Source organism: Kaistia defluvii (assembly GCF_040548815.1).
Lineage (GTDB): Bacteria > Pseudomonadota > Alphaproteobacteria > Rhizobiales > Kaistiaceae > Kaistia > Kaistia defluvii_A.
On record NZ_JBEPSM010000001.1, the window covers coordinates 486,793 to 512,665 of the forward strand.

The 25,873-nt window shown below is 64.1% G+C and carries 20 protein-coding genes; 16 read left to right on the forward strand and 4 right to left on the reverse strand.

The annotated features are described in order from the left end of the window. The first annotated feature begins 280 nt into the window (after positions 1 to 280). A complete protein-coding gene (locus ABIE08_RS02350; protein WP_354548460.1) occupies positions 281 to 3,004 on the forward strand; it encodes an autotransporter outer membrane beta-barrel domain-containing protein in 2,724 nt (907 codons plus the stop codon). A gap of 284 nt (positions 3,005 to 3,288) precedes the next feature. On the opposite strand, the gene tyrS is transcribed toward ABIE08_RS02350, so the two are convergent. After that, positions 3,289 to 4,542, reverse strand: coding sequence for a tyrosine--tRNA ligase (gene tyrS, locus ABIE08_RS02355; protein ID WP_354548462.1), 1,254 nt, complete (start codon positions 4,540 to 4,542; stop codon positions 3,289 to 3,291). Positions 4,543 to 4,635: 93 nt separating this feature from the next. After that, positions 4,636 to 5,640, reverse strand: a complete 1,005-nt coding sequence (locus ABIE08_RS02360) for a 3-deoxy-7-phosphoheptulonate synthase (RefSeq protein ID WP_436409536.1) — start codon at positions 5,638 to 5,640, stop codon at positions 4,636 to 4,638. A gap of 372 nt (positions 5,641 to 6,012) precedes the next feature. Between ABIE08_RS02360 and ABIE08_RS02365 the strand changes: the two genes are divergently transcribed. The 5 genes from ABIE08_RS02365 to ABIE08_RS02385 all read left to right on the forward strand — a co-directional run bounded on the left by ABIE08_RS02365 (position 6,013) and on the right by ABIE08_RS02385 (position 11,770). Then, positions 6,013 to 7,128, forward strand: a complete 1,116-nt coding sequence (locus ABIE08_RS02365; protein ID WP_354548463.1) for an anhydro-N-acetylmuramic acid kinase — start codon at positions 6,013 to 6,015, stop codon at positions 7,126 to 7,128. Between the two features lie 62 nt (positions 7,129 to 7,190). Then, positions 7,191 to 7,970, forward strand: a complete 780-nt coding sequence (locus ABIE08_RS02370; RefSeq protein ID WP_354548465.1) for a hypothetical protein — start codon at positions 7,191 to 7,193, stop codon at positions 7,968 to 7,970. Between the two features lie 583 nt (positions 7,971 to 8,553). Beyond that, positions 8,554 to 9,324 (forward strand): outer membrane protein, encoded by a 771-nt coding sequence (locus tag ABIE08_RS02375; RefSeq protein WP_354548467.1) that lies wholly within the window; start codon positions 8,554 to 8,556, stop codon positions 9,322 to 9,324. 516 nt (positions 9,325 to 9,840) lie between these two features. Beyond that, positions 9,841 to 10,578: an outer membrane protein gene (locus ABIE08_RS02380; protein WP_354548468.1), complete on the forward strand. Its 738-nt coding sequence runs from the start codon at positions 9,841 to 9,843 to the stop codon at positions 10,576 to 10,578. Between the two features lie 430 nt (positions 10,579 to 11,008). Beyond that, positions 11,009 to 11,770, forward strand: a complete 762-nt coding sequence (locus tag ABIE08_RS02385; RefSeq protein WP_354548470.1) for an outer membrane protein — start codon at positions 11,009 to 11,011, stop codon at positions 11,768 to 11,770. A 701-nt stretch (positions 11,771 to 12,471) separates the two neighbouring features. Here the strand turns inward: ABIE08_RS02385 and ABIE08_RS02390 are convergent. Continuing rightward, on the reverse strand, positions 12,472 to 13,125 hold the full coding sequence (locus ABIE08_RS02390; RefSeq protein WP_266332030.1) for an alpha/beta hydrolase: 654 nt from the start codon (positions 13,123 to 13,125) through the stop codon (positions 12,472 to 12,474). 223 nt (positions 13,126 to 13,348) lie between these two features. On the opposite strand from ABIE08_RS02390, the gene ABIE08_RS02395 reads away from it, so the two are divergent. The 10 genes from ABIE08_RS02395 (at position 13,349) to ABIE08_RS02440 (ending at position 22,090) form a co-directional block, all read left to right on the forward strand. Then, positions 13,349 to 14,509 (forward strand): cysteine desulfurase family protein, encoded by a 1,161-nt coding sequence (locus ABIE08_RS02395; RefSeq protein ID WP_354548472.1) that lies wholly within the window; start codon positions 13,349 to 13,351, stop codon positions 14,507 to 14,509. Between the two features lie 49 nt (positions 14,510 to 14,558). Then, positions 14,559 to 16,037, forward strand: a complete 1,479-nt coding sequence (gene sufB, locus ABIE08_RS02400; protein WP_266332028.1) for a Fe-S cluster assembly protein SufB — start codon at positions 14,559 to 14,561, stop codon at positions 16,035 to 16,037. Positions 16,038 to 16,205: 168 nt separating this feature from the next. Further along, positions 16,206 to 16,955, forward strand: coding sequence for a Fe-S cluster assembly ATPase SufC (gene sufC, locus ABIE08_RS02405; RefSeq protein WP_354548474.1), 750 nt, complete (start codon positions 16,206 to 16,208; stop codon positions 16,953 to 16,955). Between the two features lie 17 nt (positions 16,956 to 16,972). Beyond that, the gene (sufD, locus tag ABIE08_RS02410; protein WP_354548475.1) at positions 16,973 to 18,286 is read left to right on the forward strand and encodes a Fe-S cluster assembly protein SufD; all 1,314 of its coding nucleotides are present in this window, start codon (positions 16,973 to 16,975) and stop codon (positions 18,284 to 18,286) included. Next, on the forward strand, positions 18,283 to 19,515 hold the full coding sequence (locus ABIE08_RS02415) for a cysteine desulfurase (RefSeq protein ID WP_354548477.1): 1,233 nt from the start codon (positions 18,283 to 18,285) through the stop codon (positions 19,513 to 19,515). The genes sufD and ABIE08_RS02415 overlap by 4 nt, the downstream gene beginning before the upstream one ends. A 9-nt stretch (positions 19,516 to 19,524) precedes the next feature. Next, positions 19,525 to 19,920, forward strand: a complete 396-nt coding sequence (locus ABIE08_RS02420; RefSeq protein WP_266332024.1) for an SUF system Fe-S cluster assembly protein — start codon at positions 19,525 to 19,527, stop codon at positions 19,918 to 19,920. A 10-nt stretch (positions 19,921 to 19,930) separates the two neighbouring features. Further along, complete coding sequence (locus ABIE08_RS02425) at positions 19,931 to 20,383, forward strand: VOC family protein (RefSeq protein WP_354548479.1); 453 nt, start codon at positions 19,931 to 19,933, stop codon at positions 20,381 to 20,383. Between the two features lie 54 nt (positions 20,384 to 20,437). Further along, positions 20,438 to 20,827 (forward strand): Fe-S cluster assembly scaffold SufA, encoded by a 390-nt coding sequence (sufA, locus tag ABIE08_RS02430; RefSeq protein WP_354548481.1) that lies wholly within the window; start codon positions 20,438 to 20,440, stop codon positions 20,825 to 20,827. 238 nt (positions 20,828 to 21,065) lie between these two features. Then, positions 21,066 to 21,731, forward strand: coding sequence for a thiaminase II (tenA, locus tag ABIE08_RS02435; protein WP_354548483.1), 666 nt, complete (start codon positions 21,066 to 21,068; stop codon positions 21,729 to 21,731). 8 nt (positions 21,732 to 21,739) lie between these two features. Further along, positions 21,740 to 22,090, forward strand: coding sequence for a TfoX/Sxy family protein (locus tag ABIE08_RS02440; RefSeq protein ID WP_354548484.1), 351 nt, complete (start codon positions 21,740 to 21,742; stop codon positions 22,088 to 22,090). A 174-nt stretch (positions 22,091 to 22,264) separates the two neighbouring features. Here ABIE08_RS02440 and ABIE08_RS02445 read toward each other — a convergent pair whose 3' ends face one another. Beyond that, positions 22,265 to 25,762 (reverse strand): acyl-[ACP]--phospholipid O-acyltransferase, encoded by a 3,498-nt coding sequence (locus ABIE08_RS02445; RefSeq protein ID WP_354548486.1) that lies wholly within the window; start codon positions 25,760 to 25,762, stop codon positions 22,265 to 22,267. Positions 25,763 to 25,873 lie beyond the last annotated feature (111 nt).

Sequence of the window (25,873 nt, forward strand, 5' to 3'; positions counted from 1 at the left end):
CTATTCATCTGAGTAAATCGATTGATTAGCTGAATATAGGCATCAGAAAAAACTTAGTCAGGATCGCGGTTGAGTCAAATGATGGATCATACTGGCCCGATAAGCCAAATTGAACGATTCCGCCGAATTTGAATTACTTACGAATCAGTATTGTTCTCGTTTGCATGGGTTGGTAGCCTTGCCTTGTCATTTCGTGGGGGCACGAAGACTGGGTGCCACGGCTGGAGCGTTTGCTCCCTGTGGCGGTTTCAGTTTCGGACCAAGGGCATCTGGGGGCTACATGGCATCGTATGGTTTGGACCGGGCGGGTCGTTCCGCGCCGCATTCTTCGCGTGCGCGCTGGGCGGCCGGCGCCTCGCTGGTTGCGTTGGCGACCGTTTGGGGTGGCGACCGCGCTTCGGCCGATCCGTCGCCGATCTTTGTCGAGACGCAGGCGGACCTCGACGGCCTTCTGAGTGGGGCTGCAACGCCGGGCGTCATACGCGTTTCGCCGGCGGAGCCTTTGGTCCTGATCAATGCCGACGCTGTGACGTTCTCGGATACCATCGCTCTGGACGGCGTGAGCTGGATCAATCCGTATGGCACTTTCACCAAAGCGGGTGCCGGCACGCTGACGCTCGATGGCGCCACCATTACGGGCGGTGAGGCCTATGTCGCCGGCGGGACGGTGAATTTCACCGGCAACAACAACGTCGACTATTTCGCCGTCGGCGCGGGGACGACGCAAGGCACGCCCAATACCGGCGCGATGACGATCGGCGACGGTGCCACGGTGGCGTTCGGCATCGGCCTGTCCGTCGGCTATTATGGTGGCATTGGCACGGTCGATCAGACCGGCGGCACCGTGACCATTTCGCCGACCTGCGCTAGCGAAGCGAACTGCGCGGCTGCTCATATCGGCAACCAGGGCGGCCAGGGCACCTACACGATCAGCGGAGGCTTGCTGGAGGTGAACGACGGCCGCATGACGCTTGGCCGCAACACCACCTCCACGGAAGGCACCAGCGGCACCCTCAACATCGAAGGCGGCACTGTCTCGATCCAGAACAGCGCCTACCTGGCCATCGGCTTCGGCCGTGAAACCAATGATCCCGCAGCCGATGCTACCGGTGAGATCAATCAGTCCGGCGGAACGCTGCGCGTCGATGGAACGTCGTCGCTCTTCCTCGCCGGAACCGGAACCGGCACCTACAATCTCGATGGCGGCACGCTGGAAATCGGCGGCACGAGCCTGAAGGCGCATCGCGTCAACGGACAGGGCAGCTACACGTTCAACCTCGGTGGTGGCAGCATCCGGGTGATCGGTTCCAATCTCGACACCAGCGTCGACGCGACGCTCCAGAGTGAGACCGAGACGGTATTCGATACCAACGGCTATAACGCCAACTGGGCCGGAAGCATGAGCGGCACCGGGGCGCTGTTCAAGGCGGGCGCCGGCACGCTCTCAATCGGCAATTTGTCCACCTCCGACCGCACCGTGATCGTCGACGCTGGCGACATCGCATTGGCTGGAAACAAGACCTTCATCCATTCGACGATCGGCATCAACGCTGGCAGCACCCTGAATGTCGGCGGCAACGCCACAATCGATTCCAACTCCAGTTTCATTACCGTGATCGACGACAGCGGGCTTGCCGGCAAGATCACCGCGACGGGCGATATCTACCTGGGTGGTACGCTATTTGTCGGCTCAAATGGCTATATCGTGGGAGAGGAATATGAGATCGCGCGTGCCGGCGGCACGGCGACGGAGGCGCTGTCCGGCGTGGTCGAGGAGTTCGAGTTCCTGCGCGCAGAGCTCTCGAATTCCACCCATTCGATCTATCTGACCCTGGTTCAAGACGTCAATTTCGCCACCGCGGCGGACACCTCGAACCAAGCGGCAGCGGCTGACGGGCTGGAGTCGGTCGGTTCCGGCGCCCTCTTCGACGCGGTGCGAGTCCTCGATAACCAGGCCAATGTTCCCGCCGCTTTCGACGCCATCTCCGGCGAGATCCATGCCTCGTCTGCCAGCGCCTTGCTGAACGAGAGCTTCTTCCTGCGCGATGCGGTGCTCGGCCGGCTGCAATATCCTTCCAAGAGCGCCGGCGCGCCGTCCGCCAGCCTGGCCTCCGGCTATGCCGAGGGTGAGAAGCGCAGCGCGGCGCCGTTCCCGGGCGCATCCGCCCCGGCTGCCGAGACCGGCACCTTCTGGTCGCAGGCCTATGGCGCCTGGGGCCATAGCGATGGCGACGCCAATGTCGCCAAGCTCAACCGTTCGACCGGTGGTGTGCTCGTCGGCTACGATCACAGCTTCGGCCAGGATTGGCTGATCGGCGCGGCGGCCGGCTATAGCCGCACCAGCTTCGATCTCGACGATCGCGCCTCGTCCGGCGACAGCAATAACTACCACCTGCTGGCCTATGCCGGCGGCAAGGTGTCGGACGTGAATGTCCGCCTTGGCGCCAGCTATAGCTGGAACGAGGTCGACACCACGCGTCACGTCTCGATCCCCGGTTTCTTCGAGACCGAGACTGCCGACTATTCCGCCGGCACGGCGCAGGTCTTTGGCGAGCTCGGCTATGACGTTGCCGTCAGCGCGGCCACCACGATCGAGCCCTTCGCAGGCCTCGCCTACGTTCATCTCTCGACGGACGGCTATGGCGAGACCGGTGGATCCGCGGCGCTCAACGTCGATGGAGCCAACCAGAGCGTGACCTATGGCACGCTCGGCCTGCGCGCCGAGCACAAGGTCGTGGTCGGCAATGTCGGCGTGACGCTGCAGGGCTCGGCTGCCTGGCAGCATGCCTGGGGCGACGTCACTCCGGTGAGCACGCTGGCCTTCGCCGGCGGCGACGCCTTCCAGGTCACCGGCGCTCCGATCGCCAAGGATGCTGCCCTCATCAAGGCCGGCTTTGACGTCGACGTGGCGGCCGGCGCCAAGCTCGGCCTGTTCTATGCCGGCCAGATCGCCAGCGACGCGGCCGACAATTCGGTCCAGGGCCGCCTGAGCATCGCCTTCTAGGCCGAGCCAGCTTCCAGAATGCGAAAGGCGGCGCAGGCAACTGCGCCGCCTTTTTTGTGGTCGATGTTTTGGCTTCCCACGCCCCAGTTCCGCGCCGTCATCCTTGCGAAAGCGAGGATGCATTCAGCCTGTGGCACCGGGAGGGTCGCGTCCGCAAAACCCGGCTGCATGGATCCTGGGGCAAGCCCAGGATGACGCCGAGCGCTGTGTTGAAGGGGGAAAGGGGAAACAAAAAAGGCGGCGCAGATGCCTGCGCCGCCTTGGAATTCAACCGGTCCGGAAGCTTAGAGCGGGCGTACCAGGATGTGCTTCTTGCGGCCGAGCGACAGCTTGACCACGCCTTCCGCCGTCAGTGCGTCCGGGCCGACCAGAACCTTCTCGTCGGTCACAGCCTGGTCGTTGACGCGCAGGCCGCCGCCCTTGATCTGGCGGCGGGCTTCACCGTTCGAGGCGACGAGGCCGGCCTGCACGAACAGCGACAGCACGCCGAGGCCATTGGCGAAGTCGGACGCAGCGACCTCGATCGTCGGCAGGTTTTCCGCTAGCGCGCCTTCCTCGAAGGTGCGGCGCGCCGTTTCGGCCGCTTCCTCGGCCGCGTCGCGGCCATGCGCCAGCGCCGTCACCTCGGTGGCGAGGATTTTCTTGGCGTCGTTGATCTCGGAGCCGCCCAGCGCCGCCAGGCGGGCGATCTCGTCCAGCGGCAGCTCGGTGTAGAGCTTCAGGAAGCGCTCGACGTCGCCATCCTCGGTGTTGCGCCAGAACTGCCAGAATTCGTAGGAGCCCAGCATGTCGGCGTTGAGCCAGACGGCGCCGTTCGCGGTCTTGCCCATCTTGGCGCCGGACGAGGTGGTCAGCAGCGGGGTCGTCAGCGCGTAGAACTGCTTGTCGAGCATGCGGTGGCCAAGCTCGATACCGTTGACGATGTTGCCCCACTGGTCCGAGCCGCCCATCTGCAGGGTCACGTCATGGCGCTGGTTCAGCTCGACGAAGTCATAGGCCTGCAGGATCATGTAGTTGAATTCGAGGAAGGAGAGCGACTGCTCGCGGTCGAGGCGCATCTTCACCGAATCGAACGAGAGCATGCGGTTGACCGAGAAGTGGCGGCCGACATCGCGCAGGAAGTCGATGTAGTGCAGGCCGTTTAGCCATTCGGCATTGTTGGTCATGATCGCCGGGCGCTCGGCGCGGTCGAAATCGAGGTAGTTGGCGAACACCTTGCGGATGCCGGCGAGGTTCTCGTCGATCATCTCGTCGGTGAGCAGCTTGCGCGCCTCGTCCTTGAAGGACGGGTCGCCGATGCGGGTGGTGCCGCCGCCCATCAGCGCCAGCGGGCGATGGCCGGTCTTCTGCATCCAGCGCAGCATCATGATCTGCATCAGCGAGCCGACATGCAGGCTCTTCGCCGTGGCGTCGAAACCGATATAGCCGGTGACCGTCTCCGTCGCGAAGCGGCGATCGAGCCCTTCGCTATCCGAGCACTGGTGGACGAAGCCACGCTCGGTCAGGATCTGCATCAACTCGGACTTGAAGGCGCTCATGACGGACCTTTGGAAGAAGGATGGGATTGGCCGGCTTTCTAGCAGCCGGAACGGGAAATTTCACCTCGAAGGGCGAAATTTCCCGGATCAGGGTCAGGCGGCGCGACGGGCGCGGGCCCGGCGGGCTTCCACGGCGGCGGCGAGACGCTCGAGAACGTCGATAGAGGTGTCCCAGTCGATGCAGCCATCGGTGATGCTCTGGCCGTAGACGAGCGGCTGGCCTTCGATCAGGTCCTGCCGGCCGGCGACCAGGTTGCTCTCCACCATCACGCCCATGATGCGGTTGTCGCCGGCCTCGACCTGGCGGGCGATGTCCTCGACGACGATCGGCTGGTTTTCCGGCTTCTTCGAGGAGTTGGCATGGCTGGCGTCGATCATGATCTTCGGCGTGATGCCGGCCTTTTCCGAGGCCTTTGCCGCTTCCTCGACGCTGGCGGCGTCATAGTTGGTCGACTTTCCGCCGCGCAGGATGATGTGGCAGTCCTCGTTGCCGACCGTGGTCGCGATGGCGGACCGTCCGGTCTTGGTGACGGCCAGGAAATGATGCGGCTGCGACGCCGAGAGAACCGCGTCGAGCGCGATCTTGACGTTGCCGTCCGTGCCGTTCTTGAAGCCGACCGCGCAGGAGAGGCCGGAGGCCAGCTCGCGATGCACCTGGCTTTCGGTCGTGCGCGCGCCGATCGCGCCCCAGCCGACGAGATCGGCGAAATACTGCGGCGTCGTCATGTCGAGGAATTCGGAGCCTGCCGGCACGCCGAGATCGTTGATGTCGAGCAGCAGGTTGCGCGCAATGCGCAGGCCCTTGTCGATCTCGAAGCTGCCGTCGAGGTCGGGATCGTTGATCAGGCCCTTCCAGCCGACGGTCGTGCGCGGCTTCTCGAAATAGACCCGCATGATGATCTCGAGCCGGTCGGCCAGGTAGGGGCGGATTTCGGCGAGCCGGCGGGCATAGTCCATCGCGGCGACGGGATCATGGATCGAGCAGGGGCCGATGACGACGGCGAGGCGGTCGTCGGTGCCGTGCAGGATGTTGTGCAGCGCGGTTCGGGCGCCGGTGACGGTGTCACTGGCGGTCTCGGTGCGTGGGAACTCGCGCATCACCTGTTCGGGCGTCGAGAGTTCTTTCAATTCGCGGATGCGGAGGTCGTCGGTGATCAGCACGGTGTGGCTCCTTGAGAAATTGGACCACCCGGCGGCATAAAAAAAGCCGCCAGGTGTCTGGCGGCTTCGGGACATTTTGCGGTTTTTTAGACCGCGCGCACCCCTACCTCCGCCAAAGCGAGCGGATAGCTAAAGTACCAAGCATAGGTGGTGGCGGCGAAAGTCATGACAGCGCATATAGATCAGCCGAAACGGTTTGTCACGGGGGACGTTGCGGCTTTTGACGAAACGGCGCGACTGTTGCCGATCTGCTCTTTGCGGAAGCGACGCATGCGGCTATCCCGGATTGGAATAGTTCCGGGGGAACCAATGCGCAGAACGGTCGTTGTCGGGCTCATGAGCGGAACGTCGATGGATGGCGTCGACGCGGCATTGATCGCGACCGACGGGGAAGAGGTCGAGGCTTTCGGCCCCACCTATTTCAGGCCCTATGCAGCGGAAGAGCGCACCGTGCTTCGCGCGGCGCTGGCGGCTGCCGTGGGGCTCGATCGTCGCGAGGCTCGCCCCGGCATCCTGGGCGAGGCCGAGCGGATCGTCACCGAGGCGCATGCGGAAGCGGTCGAGGCGTTGCTGGCGCGCCAGGACGTCGACGCGCCGCGTGTCACCCTGGTCGGCTTCCATGGCCAGACGGTGTTTCATGCGCCCGCGCGCCGGCTCACCATCCAGATCGGCGACGGCGTGGCGCTCTCGCGGCGGCTCGGTCTTCCGGTCGTCTATGATTTTCGCGCCGCCGACGTCGCCGCCGGCGGGCAGGGCGCGCCGCTGGTGCCGATCTTCCATGCGGCCCTCGTCCGCGCGGCCGGCCTCGAGGGCGATGTCGCAGTCGTCAATATCGGCGGCGTCGGAAATGTCACGCGGATCGGAGCCGACGGCTCAATCGTCGCCTTCGACACCGGCCCGGGCAACGCGCTGATCGACGATCTGGTGCGTGAGCGCACGGGCGCGAGCATGGATGTCGACGGCGCGCTGTCCGCCTCGGGCACCGTCCAGCTGCAATCCCTGGCCGAATTGATGGACGATCCCTGGTTCAGCCTGCCGCCGCCCAAATCGCTCGATCGTGATGCCTTTTCCCGCGCGCCGGTGGCGCGTCTGTCAACGGCCGATGCCTGCGCGACGCTCGCCGCCTTCACCGCCGAATCGATCGCTCGCGCCGTGGCGCTGGCCGGCGGCGCCGGCGAGATCATCGTCTGCGGCGGCGGCGCGCATAATCCCGCCATCCTGCGCCAGCTTGCCGAGGCGAGCGGGGCGAAGGTCAGAACGGCTGATTCCCTGGGCTGGTCCGGCGATTTCATGGAAGCGCAGGCCTTCGCCTATCTGGCGGCGCGCAGCGTCGCCGGCCTGCCGCTCAGCCTGCCCGAGACCACCGGGGTGCCGCATCCCATGCCGGGCGGCGTCCTGGCCGAGCCGGGGGCTGTGGCCCCGTGATGGCTCGAACCGCCGCCTTGTCCGCCACCATCGTTTCAAATTCTTCTTTGGGAGAGATCCGGATGCTCGTTCGCATGCTGAAATTTGGCGTCCTGCTGATCGCGGGCGCAGCCCTTGTTGCCCCGCTCGCCGCATCCGCCCAGGGCGCTGCCGGATCCCGGCCGGTGACGACCGCAAGCGCCGCCATGCCGCCCATGACGGCCCCGGCCGCCGGCGCTGAAGCCGCCGCGGCCAAGCCCGCGCCCCGGCTGGTCGCCAGGGCCACGAAGCGTGCGCCGGTCGTCCAGCGCGACCCGCAGGTCTACCTGTTCCGCGGCCTCGCCAACGTGTTCTCGCTCGGCATGGACGACATGTCGAAGGAGCTGAAGGCGCAGGGCATCCCCAACAAGGTGCTGAACCACGCCAACTGGCCGAGCGTCGCCGCCGACATCACCGCCAAGTACAAGGCGAACCCGAAGGCCACCCGTCCGATCGTCCTGGTCGGCCATTCGCTGGGCGCCAATGCCGTTCTCCTGATGGGTCAGCAACTGGCGCGCAACGGCGTCCCGGTCGATCTCGTCGTCACCTTCGACCCGACGACCAAGGGCCCCGTCGCCCCCGGCGTCCGGCGTTACCTGAACCTGTACCAGTCCAACAATGGCTGGGCCGAGGCGCTGGACGTGCCCCCGGGCGCCGGCAAGCGCGTGGTGAATTCCGACGTGCGCAAGCGCACCGACATCAAGGCCGCCGTCTCGCATTTCGACATCGACAAGAACCGCGTGCTGCACCAGCAGGTGGTCGCCGAAATCGTCCGTTTGGCCGGCGGAAAGGCCAAGCCGCAGGCCAAATCCGGCACGATGTAGCCTGCTCGTTCCGTCGTGGCGAATAACCGCCAGACGGCAACAGACAGCTGCTGTTTCTAAAGTGGATGGGCCTCGCTTCGGCGGGGCCTTTTTTCGTCGTCGCCGAGCGGGTATCAGCACTCTTCCCCAAGTCGGTGATCCTCAGCCCCATGCGCTCCCTGGGCATCCCCCTGGAGCTATCGGGACGGCGAATCAGAGCCAATGCTCTGCGCAGGTGTGAAAGGTTGTGTCTTTTCAGCACTGCCGAACGGAATTCCGGCCCGCTGTCGTCGCTTGCAGGCGAACCGGCGCGGGCCGGATACCTCAAATCAAGTCAAAAATTGATTTGGATTTCATACTATCTGCGGATTTATGCAAAACCGCATCAATAGGTTGCGCCGCCGGCTGCCGTTGAAGAGAGGCCAGCCGCGCCAAAAGGCTAGGGAAACGCTACGTCAATTCAGCCTTTCGGTGTATTTCTGCAACAGTTTTTCTAGTGTCACTAAACTAGCTTGGCCCAACAGGTGATCGTCGTGGCTGCGGTTGCCGGGGAATCTCTTCACCACAGGGGCTGAGCATGAAAGCAATTCTGCGTGGAATGACTATGGTTTCGGTTCTCGCTCTCGGCGCCGCCGGCGCCCAGGCCGCGGACCTGATCGAGGCGCCGGTCGTCGTGGCGGCGCCGGAAGTATTTAACTGGACCGGCTTCTATGTCGGTGTCCATGGCGGCCTCGGCGCTGGTACGAATGACTACTCGGTCTCCGGGTTTCAGGAACATCAGGTTCTGGGTTTCTCTACCTTCGGCGGCAGCGATGACGAGAACGCCAATGGCGGCTTCGGCGGTGTCCAGGTCGGTTATAACTATCAGTTCGGATCGAGCTTCGTCGCCGGCGTCGAGGCCGATATCGCAGCCGCCAGCATCTCCAGCGATGCCTCCAACGTGTTCGGCATCGAGTCCTGGGGTGGCAGCACCCGGCCGCTCGACATGGGCGTCGACAGCAAGGTCGACTGGTTCGGAACCCTCCGCGCTCGCCTCGGCTTCGCGGTCGACAACGTCCTGTTCTATGGTACGGGCGGCGCGGCTTACGGCCACGTGAAGACGTCGTACAACATCGACTACGACAACGGTGACGATGTGCTCAGCGGATCGAACTCGGACACCCAGTGGGGCTGGACGGTTGGCGCCGGCTTCGAATACGGCATCACGAAGAACGTCACGCTGAAGGCCGAATATCTCTATGTCGACCTCGGCAGCGCCAGCCTCGCCAACGACGTGACGGTTCACGACACCGGCTTCCGCTACATCAATCTCGATAGCGCCGACGTCGATACCAAGTTCCACACCATCAAGGCTGGTCTGAACTACAAGTTCTGATCGCCTACGCTATCAATCGTTCAGAAGGGCCCCGCCAAGGCGGGGCCCTTCTTGTTGCCGTGCCCGCGACCCGTCCTTGGCTTCGATTGTCGCCGCGAACAGCGACCATTCGGCAATTGTTGACTCCCATCTGATTGAGAATCGATCGGCGGGCCGCAGGCCGCGTAAACCGTTGCACGTCCAGTCTGCGTAACCACGAGGTAGCGAAGGCCGAGGCTTCGATGCCGCTTTGGCTATCTAAGATGATTTTCCTTATCCGCTAGACGTGCCGAAGTCGCGGACGGTTCGCTGGCACAAATTCGTTTTATCGGTCAATTTTCTACAGGGAATGTAGTAAGGGCGCACTCTATTCACGCTCTAGAACCTTGTCTGGCCATACGTAACTTGCGGGATTGGTGATGCGATTCTGCCACAGTCAGACGGGAAGAGTTGCGCTAGCTTGAAGATACCTGAACGGCCGCTCCCCCCAATTCAGCGGTCGTCTGGATCCATTTTTCCGAGCTAGGGGCATCTCTGATGAAATTCATTCTTCGCAGTGCAACCATGGCATCCGTACTGGCACTGGGCGTTGTCGGCGCCCAGGCGGCCGACCTGACCTACGAGCCCGCCCCGGTGGTCGTCGCTCCGGAAGTCTTCAACTGGACCGGCTTCTACATCGGTGTCCATGGCGGCATCGGCGGCGGTAACATCGACTCTCAGTTCCGCTACTATGATGGTGATGGCGACGGCTACAACTATAGCGACAACGCCTTTGGCGCTTTCGGCGGCGTGCAGGCTGGCTATAACTGGCAGTTCAACACCAACTGGGTCGCCGGCATCGAGACAGACTTTGCCGCTTCGGGCATCGAGGCCAAGTATGAAGAGTCTGGCCAGCCCAACAACTATTACAGCGAGTCTCTTGAAACCAAAGTGGATTGGTTCGGCACCATTCGCGGTCGACTGGGCTATGCCTGGGACAACGTGCTGTTCTACGGCACGGGTGGCGCGGCTTACGGCAAGGTGAAGGTTTCCGGCTCGTATAACGACGGCGATTTTGACTACGGCTTCTCGAACTCGGACACCAATTGGGGTTGGACTGCCGGCGCGGGTGTCGAATATGGCATCACCAAGAACATAACCCTGAAGGCCGAATATCTCTACGTCGATCTCGGCAATGTGTCGTCCGACACCGGTTTTGTTTTTGACGGTGACGGCGAATTCAAGTCCGACGTCGCCTTCCATACCCTCAAGGCCGGTCTGAACTACAAGTTCTGATCCGACGTCCCCTATCGATATCGGAGGGCCCTGCATCGCAGGGCCCTTTTCTATTGGGTATTGCATGGGCCCTTCCCCGGCTTGATAGGCTCTTCCGGAAAGCGGGAGGGTCGTCCCGACTTCGGCCGCAGATGGGATCTCGTGCATCCGGCGATGCGGAACGGAGCTGGTGCCGCCGAGTATTTCCGACTTAGCTAGGCAAAGGTGCATCTAGCTAACGTTTATCTCTGTCATCTTACCTAGAGGTCTTTCAAGAAACTATTGTTTCGGTAATTGCAATATTGTCACGGAATCGGACTCTATAGGATAGGATTCTTCCTTCCATGGATGAATCGGCAATGGTTTGTTTGCGAATCCGGTGCTAGGCTTTGGTCTCTGGGTGGCACTTTCATCGCATTCTTCGTGAACAGTAAGACTGAAGAGGCCCGCAATGAAACATTCGCTACTGACTGCGACGGCAGCGGCATCTGTCCTGGCCCTGGGCCTCGGTGGAGCTCGCGCCGCCGATCTCACCTATGAACCAGCCCCGGTCGTCGTGGCCCCCGCCGCGTTCAACTGGTCTGGCTTCTATGCCGGTGTGCATGCCGGTTATGCCTGGGGCAGCGAGGACGATAACCAAAGCAGCCTGTTTGGCGATCCGCCAACTCCTCAGATCCTCACCGACTCTATTGCCGACAGCTTCGACATGGATGGCTTCATCGGCGGCGTCCATGCCGGCTATAACTGGCAGATGGACCAGTTCGTCTTCGGTGTCGAAGGCGATCTCGACTACGCCAACCTCAAGGGTAGCGAGGGCTATGCCGGCTACGTGACGAACTTCGGCGGTGATTTCGTCACCGGCGAGCTTCAGATGGAAAGCCAGTGGCAGGCCTCGCTTCGGGCCCGTGCCGGCTATGCCTTTGACAACTTCCTGGTCTATGGCACGGGCGGTATCGCCTTCGCCGACGGCAAGATGTCCTCGAATGGCTACAATGAAGACCTCGGGGCCAGCTTCAGTTCCGACGACAGCAATACGCATGTCGGCTGGACGGCTGGTGTCGGCGCCGAATACGCCTTCTCGCCGAACTGGATCGCCCGTGCCGAGCTTCGCTACAGCGATTTCGGCCACAAGACCTACCAGCTGCTCGAAGGTCCGGTCGATGCTGACTTTACACAGACGGCCGTCACGGTCGGCCTGAGCTACAAGTTCTGATCTCATAGACGGGGCGCATACTGAAAGGCTCCGCTTCGGCGGAGCCTTTTGGCTTTTTTGGGGCCCCGCAAGCTCTCCGGGATGCCTCTCCGGGAGGTGGGCTCCAAAGGCCTGGCATCGGCCGGCGCCAATCCCGTCCATACTGGCCTTCCGGCCACCATCTCCCAGGTGGTGTCCCGGCCTGCCGTCGAGCGCGGCTCGATCAATCTCGGCTAGGGTTTCCCTGATGTCGACGGGCCAAGGCCTAACCTCCAGCAATCCACGTTGCGGTCAGACCTGCGAAAGCGGCCTCCGACCATCGGGCGGTAGCCAGAACGGTTTTGGCGCCAAGCCGCGCGAGGCAGGGAACTCTTCCTTAGTAGAGATGACGACGTCGGCGGAGTGTGGCGAGCCTTGCCCTTAGTGGCGGCAGTCGCTTCGACCGGAATCGGGTTCTCAGTCTCTCGCCGCAAGCCATTGATCTCAAACGATTTGGGGTTGGATCCGCCGGCGCCTTCTAGCGCGCTGTACCGAGCGCCTCGGAAGGACGGATCCCATTGCGGGCGGGCCTCGTCGGGGCCAGCCGTGGACCCGCAGTATCTGTTGACCGACGCTTCCAGTGCCGCTGGACGGCATCGCCCAAAGAAAACGGCCCGCGGCGAGGTCGCCGCGGGCCGTCGAAATCACCATCGGGAGCGCCGAAGCACCGCCGCAGGGAAGGCTTAAGCGGCGCTCAGCATGGCGAGGCGCTTGTCGACATAGTTGCCGCAGATATCGATCAGCGGCTCGACCTGGCCTTCGAAGAAATGGTTGGCGCCCGGCATGATCGTCTGTTCGACGATGATGCCCTTCTGCGTCTTCAGCTTGTCGACCAAGGTCTGCACGTCCTTGGGCGGTGCGACCTTGTCCTGGTCGCCATGGACGATCAGGCCGGAGGACGGGCAGGGCGCCAGGAACGAGAAGTCGTACAGGTTGGCCTGCGGCGCGATCGAGATGAAGCCCTCGATCTCCGGGCGGCGCATCAGCAACTGCATGCCGATCCACGAGCCGAACGAGAAGCCGGCGACCCAGCAGGCGCGCGCGTCCGGATGGATGGTCTGCGCCCAGTCGAGCGCCGAAGCGGCATCCGAAAGCTCGCCCTCGCCATGGTCGAATTCACCCTGGCTGCGACCGACGCCGCGGAAGTTGAAGCGCAGCACGGCGAAGCCGCGCTTCGCGAACATGTAAAACAGCTGATAGGTGATCGCGTTGTTCATCGTGCCGCCGAACTGCGGATGCGGATGAAGGATGATGGCGATCGGGCCGTTCTTTTCCTTGGACGGCTGGAAGCGTCCCTCAATGCGGCCGGCGGGGCCGGTGAAAATAACCTCGGGCATGTTTAGCCTCGGACCTTTCGATCTGTTCAGAACGTCCCAAGCGACCTATATCAGCGTCAAATCCTAACTTGACTCTGATGCTCAGGGTTTCTAGAACACTTTAGAATTATTCGAAATCGGCGTCGGATGTCGATCCTGCCTTGTAGCGGGCCTTGTAGCATGAGGCAGGGTCCGGATTTCAAGCATAATGCGACATCCGCCTTGCAACGGGAGACTGCCAGCCGTGGCCGCGCCGCGTATCTACCTCGATTACAACGCCGGTGCGCCGCTTCGTCCCGAAGTGCGCATGGCGATGATCGATGCGCTGGATGCGACCGGCAATGCTTCCTCCGTGCATGGCGAGGGCAGGGCCGCTCGGGCCAAGGTAGAGGCGGCGCGCCGCCAGGTTGCGGCCCTTGTCGGCGCCGACCCGACCCGCGTGATCTTCACCTCCGGCGGCACCGAGGCCAATGTCACCGTGCTGTCTCCGCGGATGCGTATGGGTGCCGGTGAATTGGCGATCGACCTGCTGCTGGTGGGCGCTACCGAGCACCCGTCCGTGCTGGCCGGTGGCCGTTTCGGCCCCGACAGGGTCCGTTCGATTGCGGTCGATGGCGAGGGGCGGTTGAGCCTCACCGATCTGGGCGCGGCGCTGGAGCTGGCTGCCGCCGAAGGCAAGCGGGCGCTGGTCTCCGTCATGTTGGCCAACAACGAGACCGGTACGATCCAGCCGGTTGCCGAGATCGCGGCGCTGGCGCGCAAGTTTGGCGCGCTGGTCCATACCGACGCGATCCAGGCGGCGGGCCGGATCCCGGTCGATATCGCGGCGCTTGGCGTCGATTTCCTCACCCTTTCCGCCCACAAGATCGGCGGTCCGCAGGGTGCTGGCGCGATCGTTCTGGGCGGCGATCTCGTCTCGCCGCTGCCGCTCCTGGTCGGCGGGGGCCAAGAAAAATACAGCCGCGCCGGCACGCAGAACGTGGCGGCGATCGTCGGCTTCGGCGTGGCGGCGGATTGCGCCCGCGCCGATCTCGATCGGTCTGCCGCGTGGAGCCTCTGGCGCGACGAGATCGCGACGAAGGCGGTTCCGGCCATTCTCTTGAGCGGGGGCGCCGAGCGGCTCCCGCAGACGCTGTCACTTGGCGTCGACGGTCTCCAGGCGGAAACGCTGGTGATCGCGCTCGATCTCGAAGGGGTGGCGGTATCTGCCGGATCGGCCTGCTCTTCGGGAAAAGTCGGTGTTTCGCATGTGATGCGGGCGATGAACGTGCCCGAATCCCAGGCGAAGGCCGCGATCCGCGTCAGTTTCGGATGGGGGACCACCGAATCCGACATACGTAGATTTACGGAGGTCTGGGGACGTGTCATGAGACGGCTCGCGCCGGGCGTGACACGCGCCGCATGACAACGCACTCAACCCGCGGTCCTTGAAACCGCTGTGGATGGAGTAGGCAATGCCTGCAATTCAGGAGACGGTCGATCAGGTTAGCCAGATCGACGTCGATCAGTACAAATACGGTTTCGTGACCGATATCGAATCCGACCGCGCCCCCAAGGGCCTGTCGGAGGATATCGTCCGCTTCATCTCCGCCAAGAAGAACGAGCCCGACTGGATGCTCGAATGGCGGCTGGACGCCTATCGGCGCTGGCTGACCATGACCGAGCCGACCTGGTCGCGCGTGCACTATCCGAAGATCGATTTCGAAGACCTCTATTATTATTCGGCGCCCAAGAGCACGCCGGGTCCGAAGTCGCTCGACGAGGTCGATCCCGAACTGCTCGCCATGTACGAGAAGCTGGGCATTCCGCTGCGCGAGCGCGAGATCCTGGCCGGGGTCGAGGGCGCGTCGGATCGCCGGGTCGCGGTCGATGCGGTGTTCGATTCCGTCTCGGTCGTGACGACCTTCAAGGAAGAGCTGAAGAAGGCCGGCGTGATCTTCTGCGCCATCTCGGAAGCGATCCGCGAATATCCGGAGATCGTGAAGAAGTATCTCGGCTCCGTCGTTCCGGTGACCGACAACTTCTACGCGACGCTGAATTCGGCTGTGTTCTCCGATGGGTCGTTCGTCTACATCCCCGAGGGCGTCCGCTGCCCGATGGAGCTGTCGACCTATTTCCGCATCAACGAGCGCAACACCGGCCAGTTCGAGCGCACGCTGATCATCGCCGAGAAGGGGGCTTACGTCTCCTATCTCGAAGGCTGCACGGCGCCGATGCGCGACGAGAACCAGCTGCATGCGGCGGTGGTCGAGCTGGTGGCGCTGGAAGATGCCGAGATCAAGTACTCGACGGTCCAGAACTGGTATCCCGGCGACAAGGACGGCAAGGGCGGCATCTACAACTTCGTGACCAAGCGCGGCGATTGCCGTGGCGACCGTTCGAAGATCTCGTGGACCCAGGTCGAGACGGGCTCGGCGATCACCTGGAAGTACCCGTCCTGCATCCTGCGCGGCGATGACAGCCAGGGCGAGTTCTATTCGATCGCGGTGTCGAACGGCTACCAGCAGGTCGACAGCGGCACCAAGATGATCCATCTCGGCAAGAACACGAAGAGCCGGATCATCTCGAAGGGCATCGCCGCCGGCCGCTCGGACAATACCTATCGCGGCCTTGTCTCGGCGCACCGCAAGGCGTCCGGCGCGCGCAATTTCACCAATTGCGACAGCCTTCTGATCGGCGACAAGTGCGGCGCGCATACCGTGCCCTACATCGAGTCGAAGAACGCCAGCGCCGTATTTGAGCATGAGGCGACGACCTCGAAGATCGCCGACGACCAGCTGTTCTATTGCCTGCAGCGCGGGCTTTCGTCGGAGGAGGCCGTGGCGCTGATCGTCAACGGCTTCGTCAAGGACGTCATCCAGCAATTGCCGATGGAGTTCGCGGTCGAGGCCCAGAAGCTGATTTCGATCAGTCTCGAAGGCTCGGTCGGCTAAGCCCTTTCTCTCTGAACCTCCCCCTTGCGGGGAGGTCGAAACCGGCAAAGCCGGTTTCGGGAGGGGCGCTCGGTCCAGGCACCGGAAAGCCCTCCCCGAAACGCTTGCAGCGTTTCGACCCTCCCTCAAGGGGAGGGTTCAGACAGCCAGTTTGAACGGAACAACACTATGCTCGAGATCAAGAACCTCCACGCCTCCATCGACGGCAAGGAGATCCTGCGCGGCGTCGACCTGGTCGTCCCGACCGGCGAAGTCCATGCGATCATGGGGCCGAACGGCTCCGGCAAGTCGACGCTTTCCTATGTGCTGTCGGGCCGCGATGGCTATGACGTGACCGAGGGCGAGATCCTGTTCGACGGCAACGACATCGTCGAGATGCCGGCCGAAGAGCGTGCAGCCGCCGGCGTGTTCCTGGCCTTCCAGTATCCGCTGGAAATCCCCGGCGTCGCCACCATGACCTTCCTGAAGGCCGCCATGAACGCCCAGCGCAAGGCGCGCGGCGAGGCCGAGCTGACCACGCCGGACTTCATGCGCCGCGTGAAGACGGCCTCGGAAAAGCTGAACGTGACTCAGGAAATGCTCCGCCGTCCGCTCAATGTCGGTTTCTCCGGCGGCGAGAAGAAGCGGAACGAGATCCTGCAGATGGCGCTGCTCGAGCCGAAGCTGGCGATCCTCGACGAGACGGATTCCGGCCTCGACATCGATGCCCTGCGCGTCGTTTCGGAAGGCGTCAATGCGCTGCGTGATCCCGGCCGCTCGATGCTGGTCATCACCCACTATCAGCGCCTGCTCGACCATATCGTGCCCGACAAGGTGCATGTGATGTCGGCGGGCCGCATCGTCCGCACCGGCGGTCCGGAACTGGCGCTGGAGCTCGAAGCCAAGGGCTATGCCGATTATGCCGGCGAAGCGGCTTGAGCGGGGGAGTGGCATCGATGAACGCCGAGCCGCGCATCCTGCGCACACAGGCCGAAGAAACGCTGGCGCTGGAATTCGCCGCCGCCCGCACGCAATTGCCCGGTTCGCCGGCGATTGCCGCGGCGCGCGAAAACGCCTTCGCCGCCTTCCAGAAGCAGGGCCTGCCGCATCGCCGGACCGAAGCCTGGCGCTATACGGATCTCCGCGCCTTGCTGCGCACCGTGCCGCCGCTGGCAATCGGCCCGACCGCCGAGACGAGCCTGCTGGCCGATCCGCTGCCGGGTCTCGACCGGGCGCGCCTGGTCGTGGTCGATGGCAGCTTCCGTCCCGAGCTTTCCGATCTCGCGGGCATTGACGGCGTCACCATCCGTCCGCTGGTGGATCTTCTGCAGGAAGGCGATGCGCGCATCGGCCTGCAGGTCGCCTCGCTGAACGACGCGATGGTCTCGCTGAATTCCGCGCTGATGCTGGGTGGTGTCGCCATCGACGTGCCTGCCGGCGTCCGCATCGAGCGGGCGATCGAGATCGCCCATGTGACGACCTCGGCCGTCGCCTCGCATGTGCACAACCTCGTGACCGTCGGCGACGACGCCTTCGTCCGCATCCTCGAGACGCATGTCGGCCCGGCCGGCAGCGCCTATCAGGCCAACATCGTCACCGAGGCGACGGCGGGTCATCGCGCCAAGGTGGTCTGGGCCAAGCTGCAAAGCGAGGGCGATGCCAGCGTCCATCTCGGCACGCTCGCCGTCACCATCGGCACCGAGACCGCGTTCGATCACCTGACCCTGATGATCGGCGCCGCGATCTCGCGCTCGCAGACCTTCGTCACCTATTCGGGCGAGAATGCGCGCGCCGGTCTGTTCGGCGCGACGATGCTGCGCGGCAAGCAGCACGCCGATATCGCGCTCAGCGTCGATCACGCCGTGCCGAATGGCGCCAGCCGCGAACTGTTCAAGGCGGTGATGGACGGCCGTTCCGAAGGCGTGTTCCAGGGCCGCATCATCGTGCGCCCCGATGCGCAGAAGACCGACGGCCGGATGATGACGCAGGGCCTGCTCCTTTCCGAGGACGCGTCCTTCTTCGTCAAGCCGGAGCTGGAGATCTTTGCCGACGACGTCCAGTGCGCGCATGGCGCAACCAGCGGCGAGATCGACGAGGACATCCTGTTCTACCTGCTCTCGCGCGGCCTTCCCCGCGCCGAGGCCGAGACGCTGCTGGTGACGGCCTTCCTGGCCGAAGCCATTGAGGGCCTTGGCGACGAGGCCATCGGCGAAGCCTTCGAGCAGATCTCCCGCAACTGGCTCGCCGCGCGCGGGCAAGAGGCAGCATGAGCGAGCAGGGCGCCTATGACGTTCAGGCGATAAGGCGGGATTTTCCGATCCTGTCGAGGACGGTCTATGGCAAGCCGCTCGTCTATCTCGACAATGGCGCCTCGGCGCAGAAGCCGCAGGCGATGCTGGATGCGGTGACGAAGGCCTATTCGGAAGAATACGCCAACGTCCATCGCGGCCTGCATTACCTCTCCAATGTCGCGACCGACGCCTATGAAAAGTCGCGCGAGACGGTGCGGCGGTTCGTGAATGCCGGCTCGGTCGACGAGATCATCTTCACCCGCTCGTCGACGGAGGCGATCAATCTGGTCGCCTCGTCGCTCGGGCAGATGGAGATCGGCGAGGGCGACGAGATCATCGTCTCCATCCTCGAGCACCATTCCAACATCGTGCCCTGGCACTTCTTGCGCGAGCGCAAGGGCGCGGTGATCAAGTGGGCGCCGATCGCGGATGACGGCACCTTCCTGCTCGACGAATTCGAGAAGCTGATCACGCCGCGCACCAAGATCGTCGCGATCACGCATATGTCGAACGTCACCGGCACCATCGTGCCGATCGAGGACGTGATCCGCATCGCCCATGCCCATGGCGTCAAGGTGCTGGTCGACGGCAGCCAGGCCGCCGTGCACCTGCCGGTGGACGTGCAGGCGCTCGACGCCGACTTCTATTGCGTCACCGGCCACAAGCTCTACGGCCCGACAGGCATCGGCGTGCTCTACGCCAAGAAGGCGCTGCTCGAGGTCATGCCGCCCTTCCTCGGCGGCGGCGAGATGATCCGCGATGTCACCGAGGACAATGTCACCTATGGCGTGCCGCCGCACCGCTTCGAGGCCGGCACCCCGCCGATCGTCCAGGCGATCGGGCTTGGCGCCTCGCTCGAATATATGGAAGGCCTGGGCCGCGACCGGATCCTGGCGCATGAACTGGCGCTGCGCGATTACGCGACCGAGCGCCTCTCGGCGATCAACAGCCTGAAGATCTTCGGCACCACGAAGGACAAGGGCGCGATCGTCTCGTTCGAGATGGCCGGCGCCCATGCGCATGACGTCTCGACCATCATCGACCGCGAGGGCGTCGCCGTCCGCGCGGGAACCCATTGCGCCCAGCCGCTCTTGCACCGCTTCGGCGTGACCTCCACATGTCGGGCATCGTTCGGTCTCTACAACACGTTCGATGAAGTCGACCGGCTTGCCGATGCGCTGATCAAGGCGCACTCTTTCTTCGCATGAGGATCTGAAATGGACGATATCGCAGTGATCGGCGAAGGGCAGGACGAGACGGCGGCCGCCGCACCGGAAGCGCCTGTTTCCAGCATTCCGGCCGAGGAACTGGAGCGTCTGACCGGCGACATCGTCGCCGCGCTCAAGACGGTCTATGACCCCGAGATCCCGGCCGACATCTACGAACTCGGCCTGATCTACAAGATCGACGTCGACGACGACCGCAATGTCGCGATCGAAATGACGCTGACGGCGCCCGGCTGTCCCGTGGCCGGCGAAATGCCCGGCTGGGTCGAGAACGCCGTCGGTTCGGTGCCCGGCGTCGGCCGCGTCGATGTCACCATGACCTTCGATCCGCCCTGGTCGCAGGACCGCATGTCGGACGAAGCCCGCGTCGCGCTCGACTGGTACTGAGGCACTGACGATGGCGCCTCCGATCACCGGTGTTCTCGAAACGGCGATCTATGTCGACGACATCGAGCGCGCGGCAGGCTTCTATCGCGACATTCTCGGCCTGCGGCCCCTGCTCGAGGACGCGCGACTGGTTGCCTTCGACGCCGGCCCGTCCAGTGTCCTTCTGGTGTTCCTGCGCGGCGCGACATTGAGCGATGTCGTGCTGCCGGGCGGCACAATTCCCGCGCATGACAGCAGCGGCCCCTACCATTTCGCGCTGCGCATCCCGAAGGATTCGCTGTCCCAATGGCGCGATCATCTGGTCGCCAAGGGCGTGACGGTGACCGCCGAGATGAAGTGGCCGCAGGGCGGCGAGAGCCTCTATTTCAACGATCCCGATGGCCATGTCGTCGAGTTGGCGACGCCGGGCATTTGGGCGAACGATTCCGATCTACCCGTCAGCGCCTTGCAGAACGGGATCTGAAAGCCGATCTTAGGGTCGACAAGGGCGCTTCGCGCCGCGAATTGGAGATATGCCATGGGCGTCCGTTCACGCTTTGCCGTGATGACCCTGACCGAAGCCGCCGCGGAGCGCGTGCGCGAGATCGTCGAGGATTCCGACGAGCCCGTGCTGGGCCTGCGCATCGGCGTCAAGAAGGGCGGCTGCGCCGGCATGGAATACACCATGAAGCCGGTTGCCGAGCCTGACCCCAAGGACGAGCGGCTGGAGGAGAAGGGCGCCACGGTCTTCATCGATCCTGCCGCCGTCCTCTATCTGCTTGGCACGGTGATGGATTTCGAGACGACCAAGCTGCGTTCCGGCTTCGTGTTCAAGAACCCGAACGAGGTCTCGGCCTGCGGCTGCGGCGAATCCGTCATGCTGAAGCCGGCGGATCTATCCGAGGCAACCGCGACAGCTGACCGCTAAGGGCATTCTCTCCTGCACCGTCCCCTCAGGGAGAGGTGCATAAGGCAGTTGTGCAGCCCCCAATTTTCATCATCCTGAGGAGGCTTTCGGAGAAAGCCGTCTCGAAGGACGCACGGCCTGAGGGCAGGAACAGCGCGACCGCTATGCGTCCTTCGAGACGGCCCTTCGGGCCTCCTCAGGATGTTGAGGACTGTTTCCCGCACCTTCAAATCCATCCCATTCCATCATGGAGAGCGGCTTGTCGAGCCTGTTTGAGCGCCTGAAGGCAGACGCGAAATCCGATTGGGACGCCTATGTGCGCCATCCCTTCGTCCTCGGCCTCGGGGACGGCTCGCTGCCCAAGCCCAGCTTCCAGCACTACCTCGTGCAGGACTATCTGTTCCTGATCGAATTCGCCCGCGCCTATGCAATCGGCGTCTACAAGGCGCCCAACGCGATGGAAATGCGCAAGGCGTCGGCCGGCATGCACGCGATTCTCGACGAGACCAGCCTGCATCTGAAGCTCTGCGCCGAATGGGGCCTGTCGCAGGACGCCGTGGAGAACACGCCGGAAGCCCGCGCCACTGTCGCCTATACGCGCTTCGTCCAGGAGGCGGGCCTTCGCGGCGACATGCTGGATCTCATCGTCGCGCTGTCGCCCTGCGTCGTCGGCTATGCCGAGATTGGTACCGCTCTTGCGGCGTCCGGCACCGGTCTTGATGGCCTAAATCCCTATGCGCCGTGGATCCACGAATATGCGGGCGAGGGCTATCAGGCCGTGGCCGAGGCGAGCCTTGCCCAGATCGACCGGCTTGCGGCAGATTACCTGACCGAGGCGCGCTATCCGCGCCTGCTGGAGATCTTCCGCCAGGCCGTTCGTCTGGAAGCCGATTTCTGGCAGATGGGTCTCGATCTCGCAGGCTGAGCATCGCTATGACGGCTGATCTCGAATACCTCGCCGAATTGTTCGAGCCGGTCGGCGGCGTCCGCATCCGCCGCATGTTCGGCGGTCTCGGCTTCTTTCGCGACGGCCTGATGTTCGGCATCTGGCAGAGCGACGGGATCTTCCTGAAGGCCGACGACGAAACGCGTCCGGGCTTCGAGGCGGAGGGCTGCGGCCCTTTCGTCTATGGCTCGAAGAACGGCGGCAAGACGTCCCTGAACTACTACCGCATCCCGGAGCGCCTGCTCGACGACACCGACGAGTTGCGCGATTGGGCGCTGGCCGCGATCGACGTGGCGATCCGCGCCAACGCGAAAAAGCCGGTGAAGCAGCGGAAGTAAGACCCTCACCCAGCCCTCTCCCGCAAGCGGGCGAGGGCTATTTCCGCCTGTGGGTTTCATCAACATCAAGGGCTAATTGCTGCCGTTTGGCTGTCCCAGCGACTCGGCTTGATCCTCGATGGTCGTGATCGCCCCCTCTCCCGCGTGCGGGAGAGGGCTGGGGTGAGGGGCTTGCTACGCCACCACCGCCTCGGCCGGCCGCGTCTTGGCCTTCACGGCGATCTCCGTCACCGCCGTGTTGTCGAGCTTGCCGGAGCCGAGCAGAGGCAGCTTTTCGACGAACAGCACGGTGCGCGGCAGCATGATGTCGGACAGGCCGCGCATCTTGGCAAAGCGCTGGAACTCCGAGAGATCGGCCTCCGGCCGCTCTGTCACCAGCACGATCTCCTCGCCCTTGCGTTCGTGCGGCACGGCGGCGGCGGCCGTGGCGTGGTTCGGCCAGAACTCGCCTGCCAGCGTCTCGATCGCCGCCAGCGACACCATCTCGCCGCCGACCTTGGCGAAGCGTTTCGCACGGCCCGAAATGGTGATGAAGCCGTCCGCGATGGTGACGATGTCGCCCGTGTCGTACCAGCCATCGACCGGCGGCTGGAGCACGCCCGGCGCCTCGGCGCGATAGTAGCCGCGCATGACATTGGCGCCGCGCACCAGCAGCTTGCCGCCTTCCTCGATGCCGGCGACCTTCTCCAGCCGCGTCTCGATGCCCGGCAGCGCCTTGCCGACCGAGCCCGGCCGGTTGGCCATCGGCGTGTTGATCGAGATCACCGGCGCCATTTCCGTCGTGCCGTAGCCTTCGAGCAGGCGGATGCCGAACTTCTCCGACCAGACCCGGCGCGTCTCCGGCTTCACCCGCTCGGCGCCGGCGAAGACGTAGCGAACTGAATAGAAGTCGTAGGGATGCGCCATCCGGGCATAGCCGGCGAGGAAGGTGTCGGTGCCGAACAGGATGGTGGCATTCACGTCATAGGCCATCTCCGGCACGATCCGGTAGTGCAGCGGCGAGGGGTAGAGCATCTGCCGGACGCCGGAGAACAGCGGCAGCAGGCAGCCCGCCGTCAGCCCGAAGGCGTGGAACAGCGGCAGCGCATTCAGGACGACATCCTCGCCGGAGAAGTCGATGACGCTGGCGATCTGCTGGCGGTTCGACTGGATGGCGTGATGGCTGAGCGAGACGCCCTTGGGCGTGCCCTCGGAGCCGGAGGTGAACAGCACGACGGCCTCCGCCTGCGGATCGGTCGGCCGCTGGAACGCGACACGGCTCAGGAACCGCGGCGCGACGCCTCCGGCAAACGCGAACAGCTTGCGGAACAGCCCGATCTCCCCGCGCAGGTCTTCCAGATAGACGATCCGGGCGTTCTGGCCGAGGCTATCGACGAGCGGCTGCAGCCGGCCCTTCTCGATGAACTGGCGCGAGGTCAGCACCAGCTTGACCTCGGCCGCCTTGCGCGCCGCATCGACCGAAGCGGGCCCGGCCGAGAAGTTGAGCATGGCCGGGATGCGGCCCGTCACCTGCAGCCCGAAGAAGGTGACGACGGCGGCCAGCGTGTTGGGCAGCAGCACGCCGACCCGTTCGCCAGGCGCCGACAGCTTCGCGAACGATTTGCCGAGCGCGAAGGCGCCGCGGATGATTTGCTTGTAGCCGATCGGGTTGCGCGTCACGTCTTCCAGCACCGGCCGCTTGCCGTGGATGTGGCGGGCACGCAGCAGGGTGTCGAACAGCGTCTCCGCCGCCGGGCTGGTCTCGTAGACCATCTCGGTCATGATCGCCTGCAGATGATGCCCGGCTTCGTGCCGCCGCTTGCGGCCGACCAGGCCGGGTGTCAGCTCGATCCGCCGCGTCGGCAGCACGGTCATCTGGATCTCGGGGAACAGGCGGCGCCGCACCTTGCCCTTCAAACGGGAGAAGATGGTGTATTGCGCGCCGTCGATGCGGACGGGAATGATCGGCACGTCGGCAAGAGCCGCGATCATCGCCGGTCCGTCATAGACCTTCATCAGCGCGCCGGTGACGGTGATGCGCCCCTCCGGGAAGATCACCAGCCGGCGGCCTTCCTTCACCAGCTTCACCATCTTGCGCACGGTGAACGGGCTGGTCGGGTCGACCGGCACGAGGTCGAAGAACAGGAAGGCCGGCTGAACCCACCACTTCTCGGCGATGTATTTGTTGATCGCGAAGACCGGCTTGCCCGGCAGCATGCAGCCGATCAGCACGGCGTCGATGAACGAGGTGTGGTTGATCACGACGACGGCGGCGTCCTCGCCGTCGCCATAGTTTTCGAGGCCCTTCACGCGAGCGCGGAACAGCAGCTGCATCAGCCGGTGGCCGATCGCCTTGACCAGTTCGTCCGGCACGAATTTGAGGCAGACGATCGCCGCGATGATGTTGGCGAGGCCGAGCCAGAACAGCAGCTGCAGCGTGGTGACGCCGGCCGCGAGCAGGGCGGCCGCGATCACCGTGCCGGCGACCATGACGGCGGAGTTCATGATGTTGTTGCCGGCGATCGCCGCCGAGCGCTCATGTTCCTCGGCGCGCGATTGCAGCAGCGCATAGAGCGGCACGGTGAACAGGCCGCCGCCAAAGGCGACGCCGACCAGATCGACCAGCACGCGGATGCCGGCGGCGGAGGTGATGAAGGCGCCGAAATCGAGCGCCCCGCCGGCGCCGACCGCGCCCAGCGCGCTGGCCGAATGCGACAGGTCGACCATGAAGGCGGCCATCACCAGCGCGCCGATCGGCGTGTGGCGGGCGGAGATCCGGCCGGCGAGCAGCTTTGCCGTGGCGGCCGAGCCGAGCGCGATGCCGATGACGAAGGCGGCGACGAGCAGGTTGGCGACGATCTCGTCGACCTTCAGCGTGGTCTTGGCGAAGTCGGGGAACACCGACATCACGATCAGGCCGATCATCCAGAACCAGGAAATGCCGGAGACGGCGAGGAATAGCGTGCGCTTGCGGCGGATGGCGGCGAAGGCGTCGCGGCTGGAGCCGACGAGCGAGAACTTGAATTTTCCGGCGCCCGGAGCCGGCGGCGCGGAGGGGATGAAGAAGGCGGCGACCGCGCCGACCAGCGCGACCGAGACGAGGCCGACGATCGCGATCCACTGGCCGCCGAGCCCGATGGTGAGGCCGCCGAACAGCGTGCCGAGCAGGATGGCGACGAAGGTCGAGCCCTCGAACAGCGCATTGGCGGCAACCAGCCGCTCGCGGCTGACGAATTGCGGCAGGATCGAATATTTCGCCGGCCCGAAGATGGTCGATTGCACGGCGTAGAAGAACATGCCGAGCAGCGCGAGCGGGGCGGAGTGAATCATGATCGCGATCGAGGACAGGATCGCCAGCGCCACTTCGGCAAGCCGGGTCCAGCGCACGACCAGCTTCTTGTCGACCGTATCGGACAGGCGGCCCGATACGCCGGAGAACAGGAAGAAGGGCAGCATGAATACCGCGCCGCCCAGCGTCACCGCCACCTGTGGCGACAGGCCGAACAGGTCGGCGCCGCCATAGGCGACCATGAAGCCGAAGGCGCTCTTCAGCGCATTGTCGGCAAAGGCGCCGAACCACTGCACGATGAAGAGCGGCAGGAAGCCGGGCGTCTTCAGCAGCGGCGGTGAGCCGGCCTGCTTGCGGTCGAGCGGCGGGGCGTCGGGCGAAGGTGTCTGTGCGGAAGCATCCATGGCGTCAAACCTCAGCCTGTTCGCGGCAAGTCGCAAGCCGCATTAATTGAACGGTGTTCAATTCTCTATCAGCGTTTTGAACGATGTTCAATATGTGTTAGGGAGCGATAT

Excerpts from the sequence above, each read along its gene's own strand:
- ABIE08_RS02385 (WP_354548470.1), top strand. The coding sequence starts at position 11,009 with ATGAAACATTCGCTACTGACTGCGACGGCAGCGGCATCTGTCCTGGCC.
- ABIE08_RS02350 (WP_354548460.1), top strand. The coding sequence starts at position 281 with ATGGCATCGTATGGTTTGGACCGGGCGGGTCGTTCCGCGCCGCATTCT.
- ABIE08_RS02370 (WP_354548465.1), top strand. The coding sequence starts at position 7,191 with ATGCTCGTTCGCATGCTGAAATTTGGCGTCCTGCTGATCGCGGGCGCA.
- ABIE08_RS02380 (WP_354548468.1), top strand. The coding sequence starts at position 9,841 with ATGAAATTCATTCTTCGCAGTGCAACCATGGCATCCGTACTGGCACTG.
- ABIE08_RS02415 (WP_354548477.1), top strand. The coding sequence starts at position 18,283 with ATGAGCGAGCAGGGCGCCTATGACGTTCAGGCGATAAGGCGGGATTTT.
- ABIE08_RS02390 (WP_266332030.1), bottom strand. The coding sequence starts at position 13,125 with ATGCCCGAGGTTATTTTCACCGGCCCCGCCGGCCGCATTGAGGGACGC.
- sufC (WP_354548474.1), top strand. The coding sequence starts at position 16,206 with ATGCTCGAGATCAAGAACCTCCACGCCTCCATCGACGGCAAGGAGATC.
- tyrS (WP_354548462.1), bottom strand. The coding sequence starts at position 4,542 with ATGAGCGCCTTCAAGTCCGAGTTGATGCAGATCCTGACCGAGCGTGGC.
- sufA (WP_354548481.1), top strand. The coding sequence starts at position 20,438 with ATGGGCGTCCGTTCACGCTTTGCCGTGATGACCCTGACCGAAGCCGCC.
- ABIE08_RS02365 (WP_354548463.1), top strand. The coding sequence starts at position 6,013 with ATGCGCAGAACGGTCGTTGTCGGGCTCATGAGCGGAACGTCGATGGAT.
- ABIE08_RS02420 (WP_266332024.1), top strand. The coding sequence starts at position 19,525 with ATGGACGATATCGCAGTGATCGGCGAAGGGCAGGACGAGACGGCGGCC.
- ABIE08_RS02360 (WP_436409536.1), bottom strand. The coding sequence starts at position 5,640 with ATGCGCGAGTTCCCACGCACCGAGACCGCCAGTGACACCGTCACCGGC.
- ABIE08_RS02440 (WP_354548484.1), top strand. The coding sequence starts at position 21,740 with ATGACGGCTGATCTCGAATACCTCGCCGAATTGTTCGAGCCGGTCGGC.
- sufB (WP_266332028.1), top strand. The coding sequence starts at position 14,559 with ATGCCTGCAATTCAGGAGACGGTCGATCAGGTTAGCCAGATCGACGTC.
- ABIE08_RS02445 (WP_354548486.1), bottom strand. The coding sequence starts at position 25,762 with ATGGATGCTTCCGCACAGACACCTTCGCCCGACGCCCCGCCGCTCGAC.
- ABIE08_RS02425 (WP_354548479.1), top strand. The coding sequence starts at position 19,931 with ATGGCGCCTCCGATCACCGGTGTTCTCGAAACGGCGATCTATGTCGAC.
- sufD (WP_354548475.1), top strand. The coding sequence starts at position 16,973 with ATGAACGCCGAGCCGCGCATCCTGCGCACACAGGCCGAAGAAACGCTG.
- ABIE08_RS02375 (WP_354548467.1), top strand. The coding sequence starts at position 8,554 with ATGGTTTCGGTTCTCGCTCTCGGCGCCGCCGGCGCCCAGGCCGCGGAC.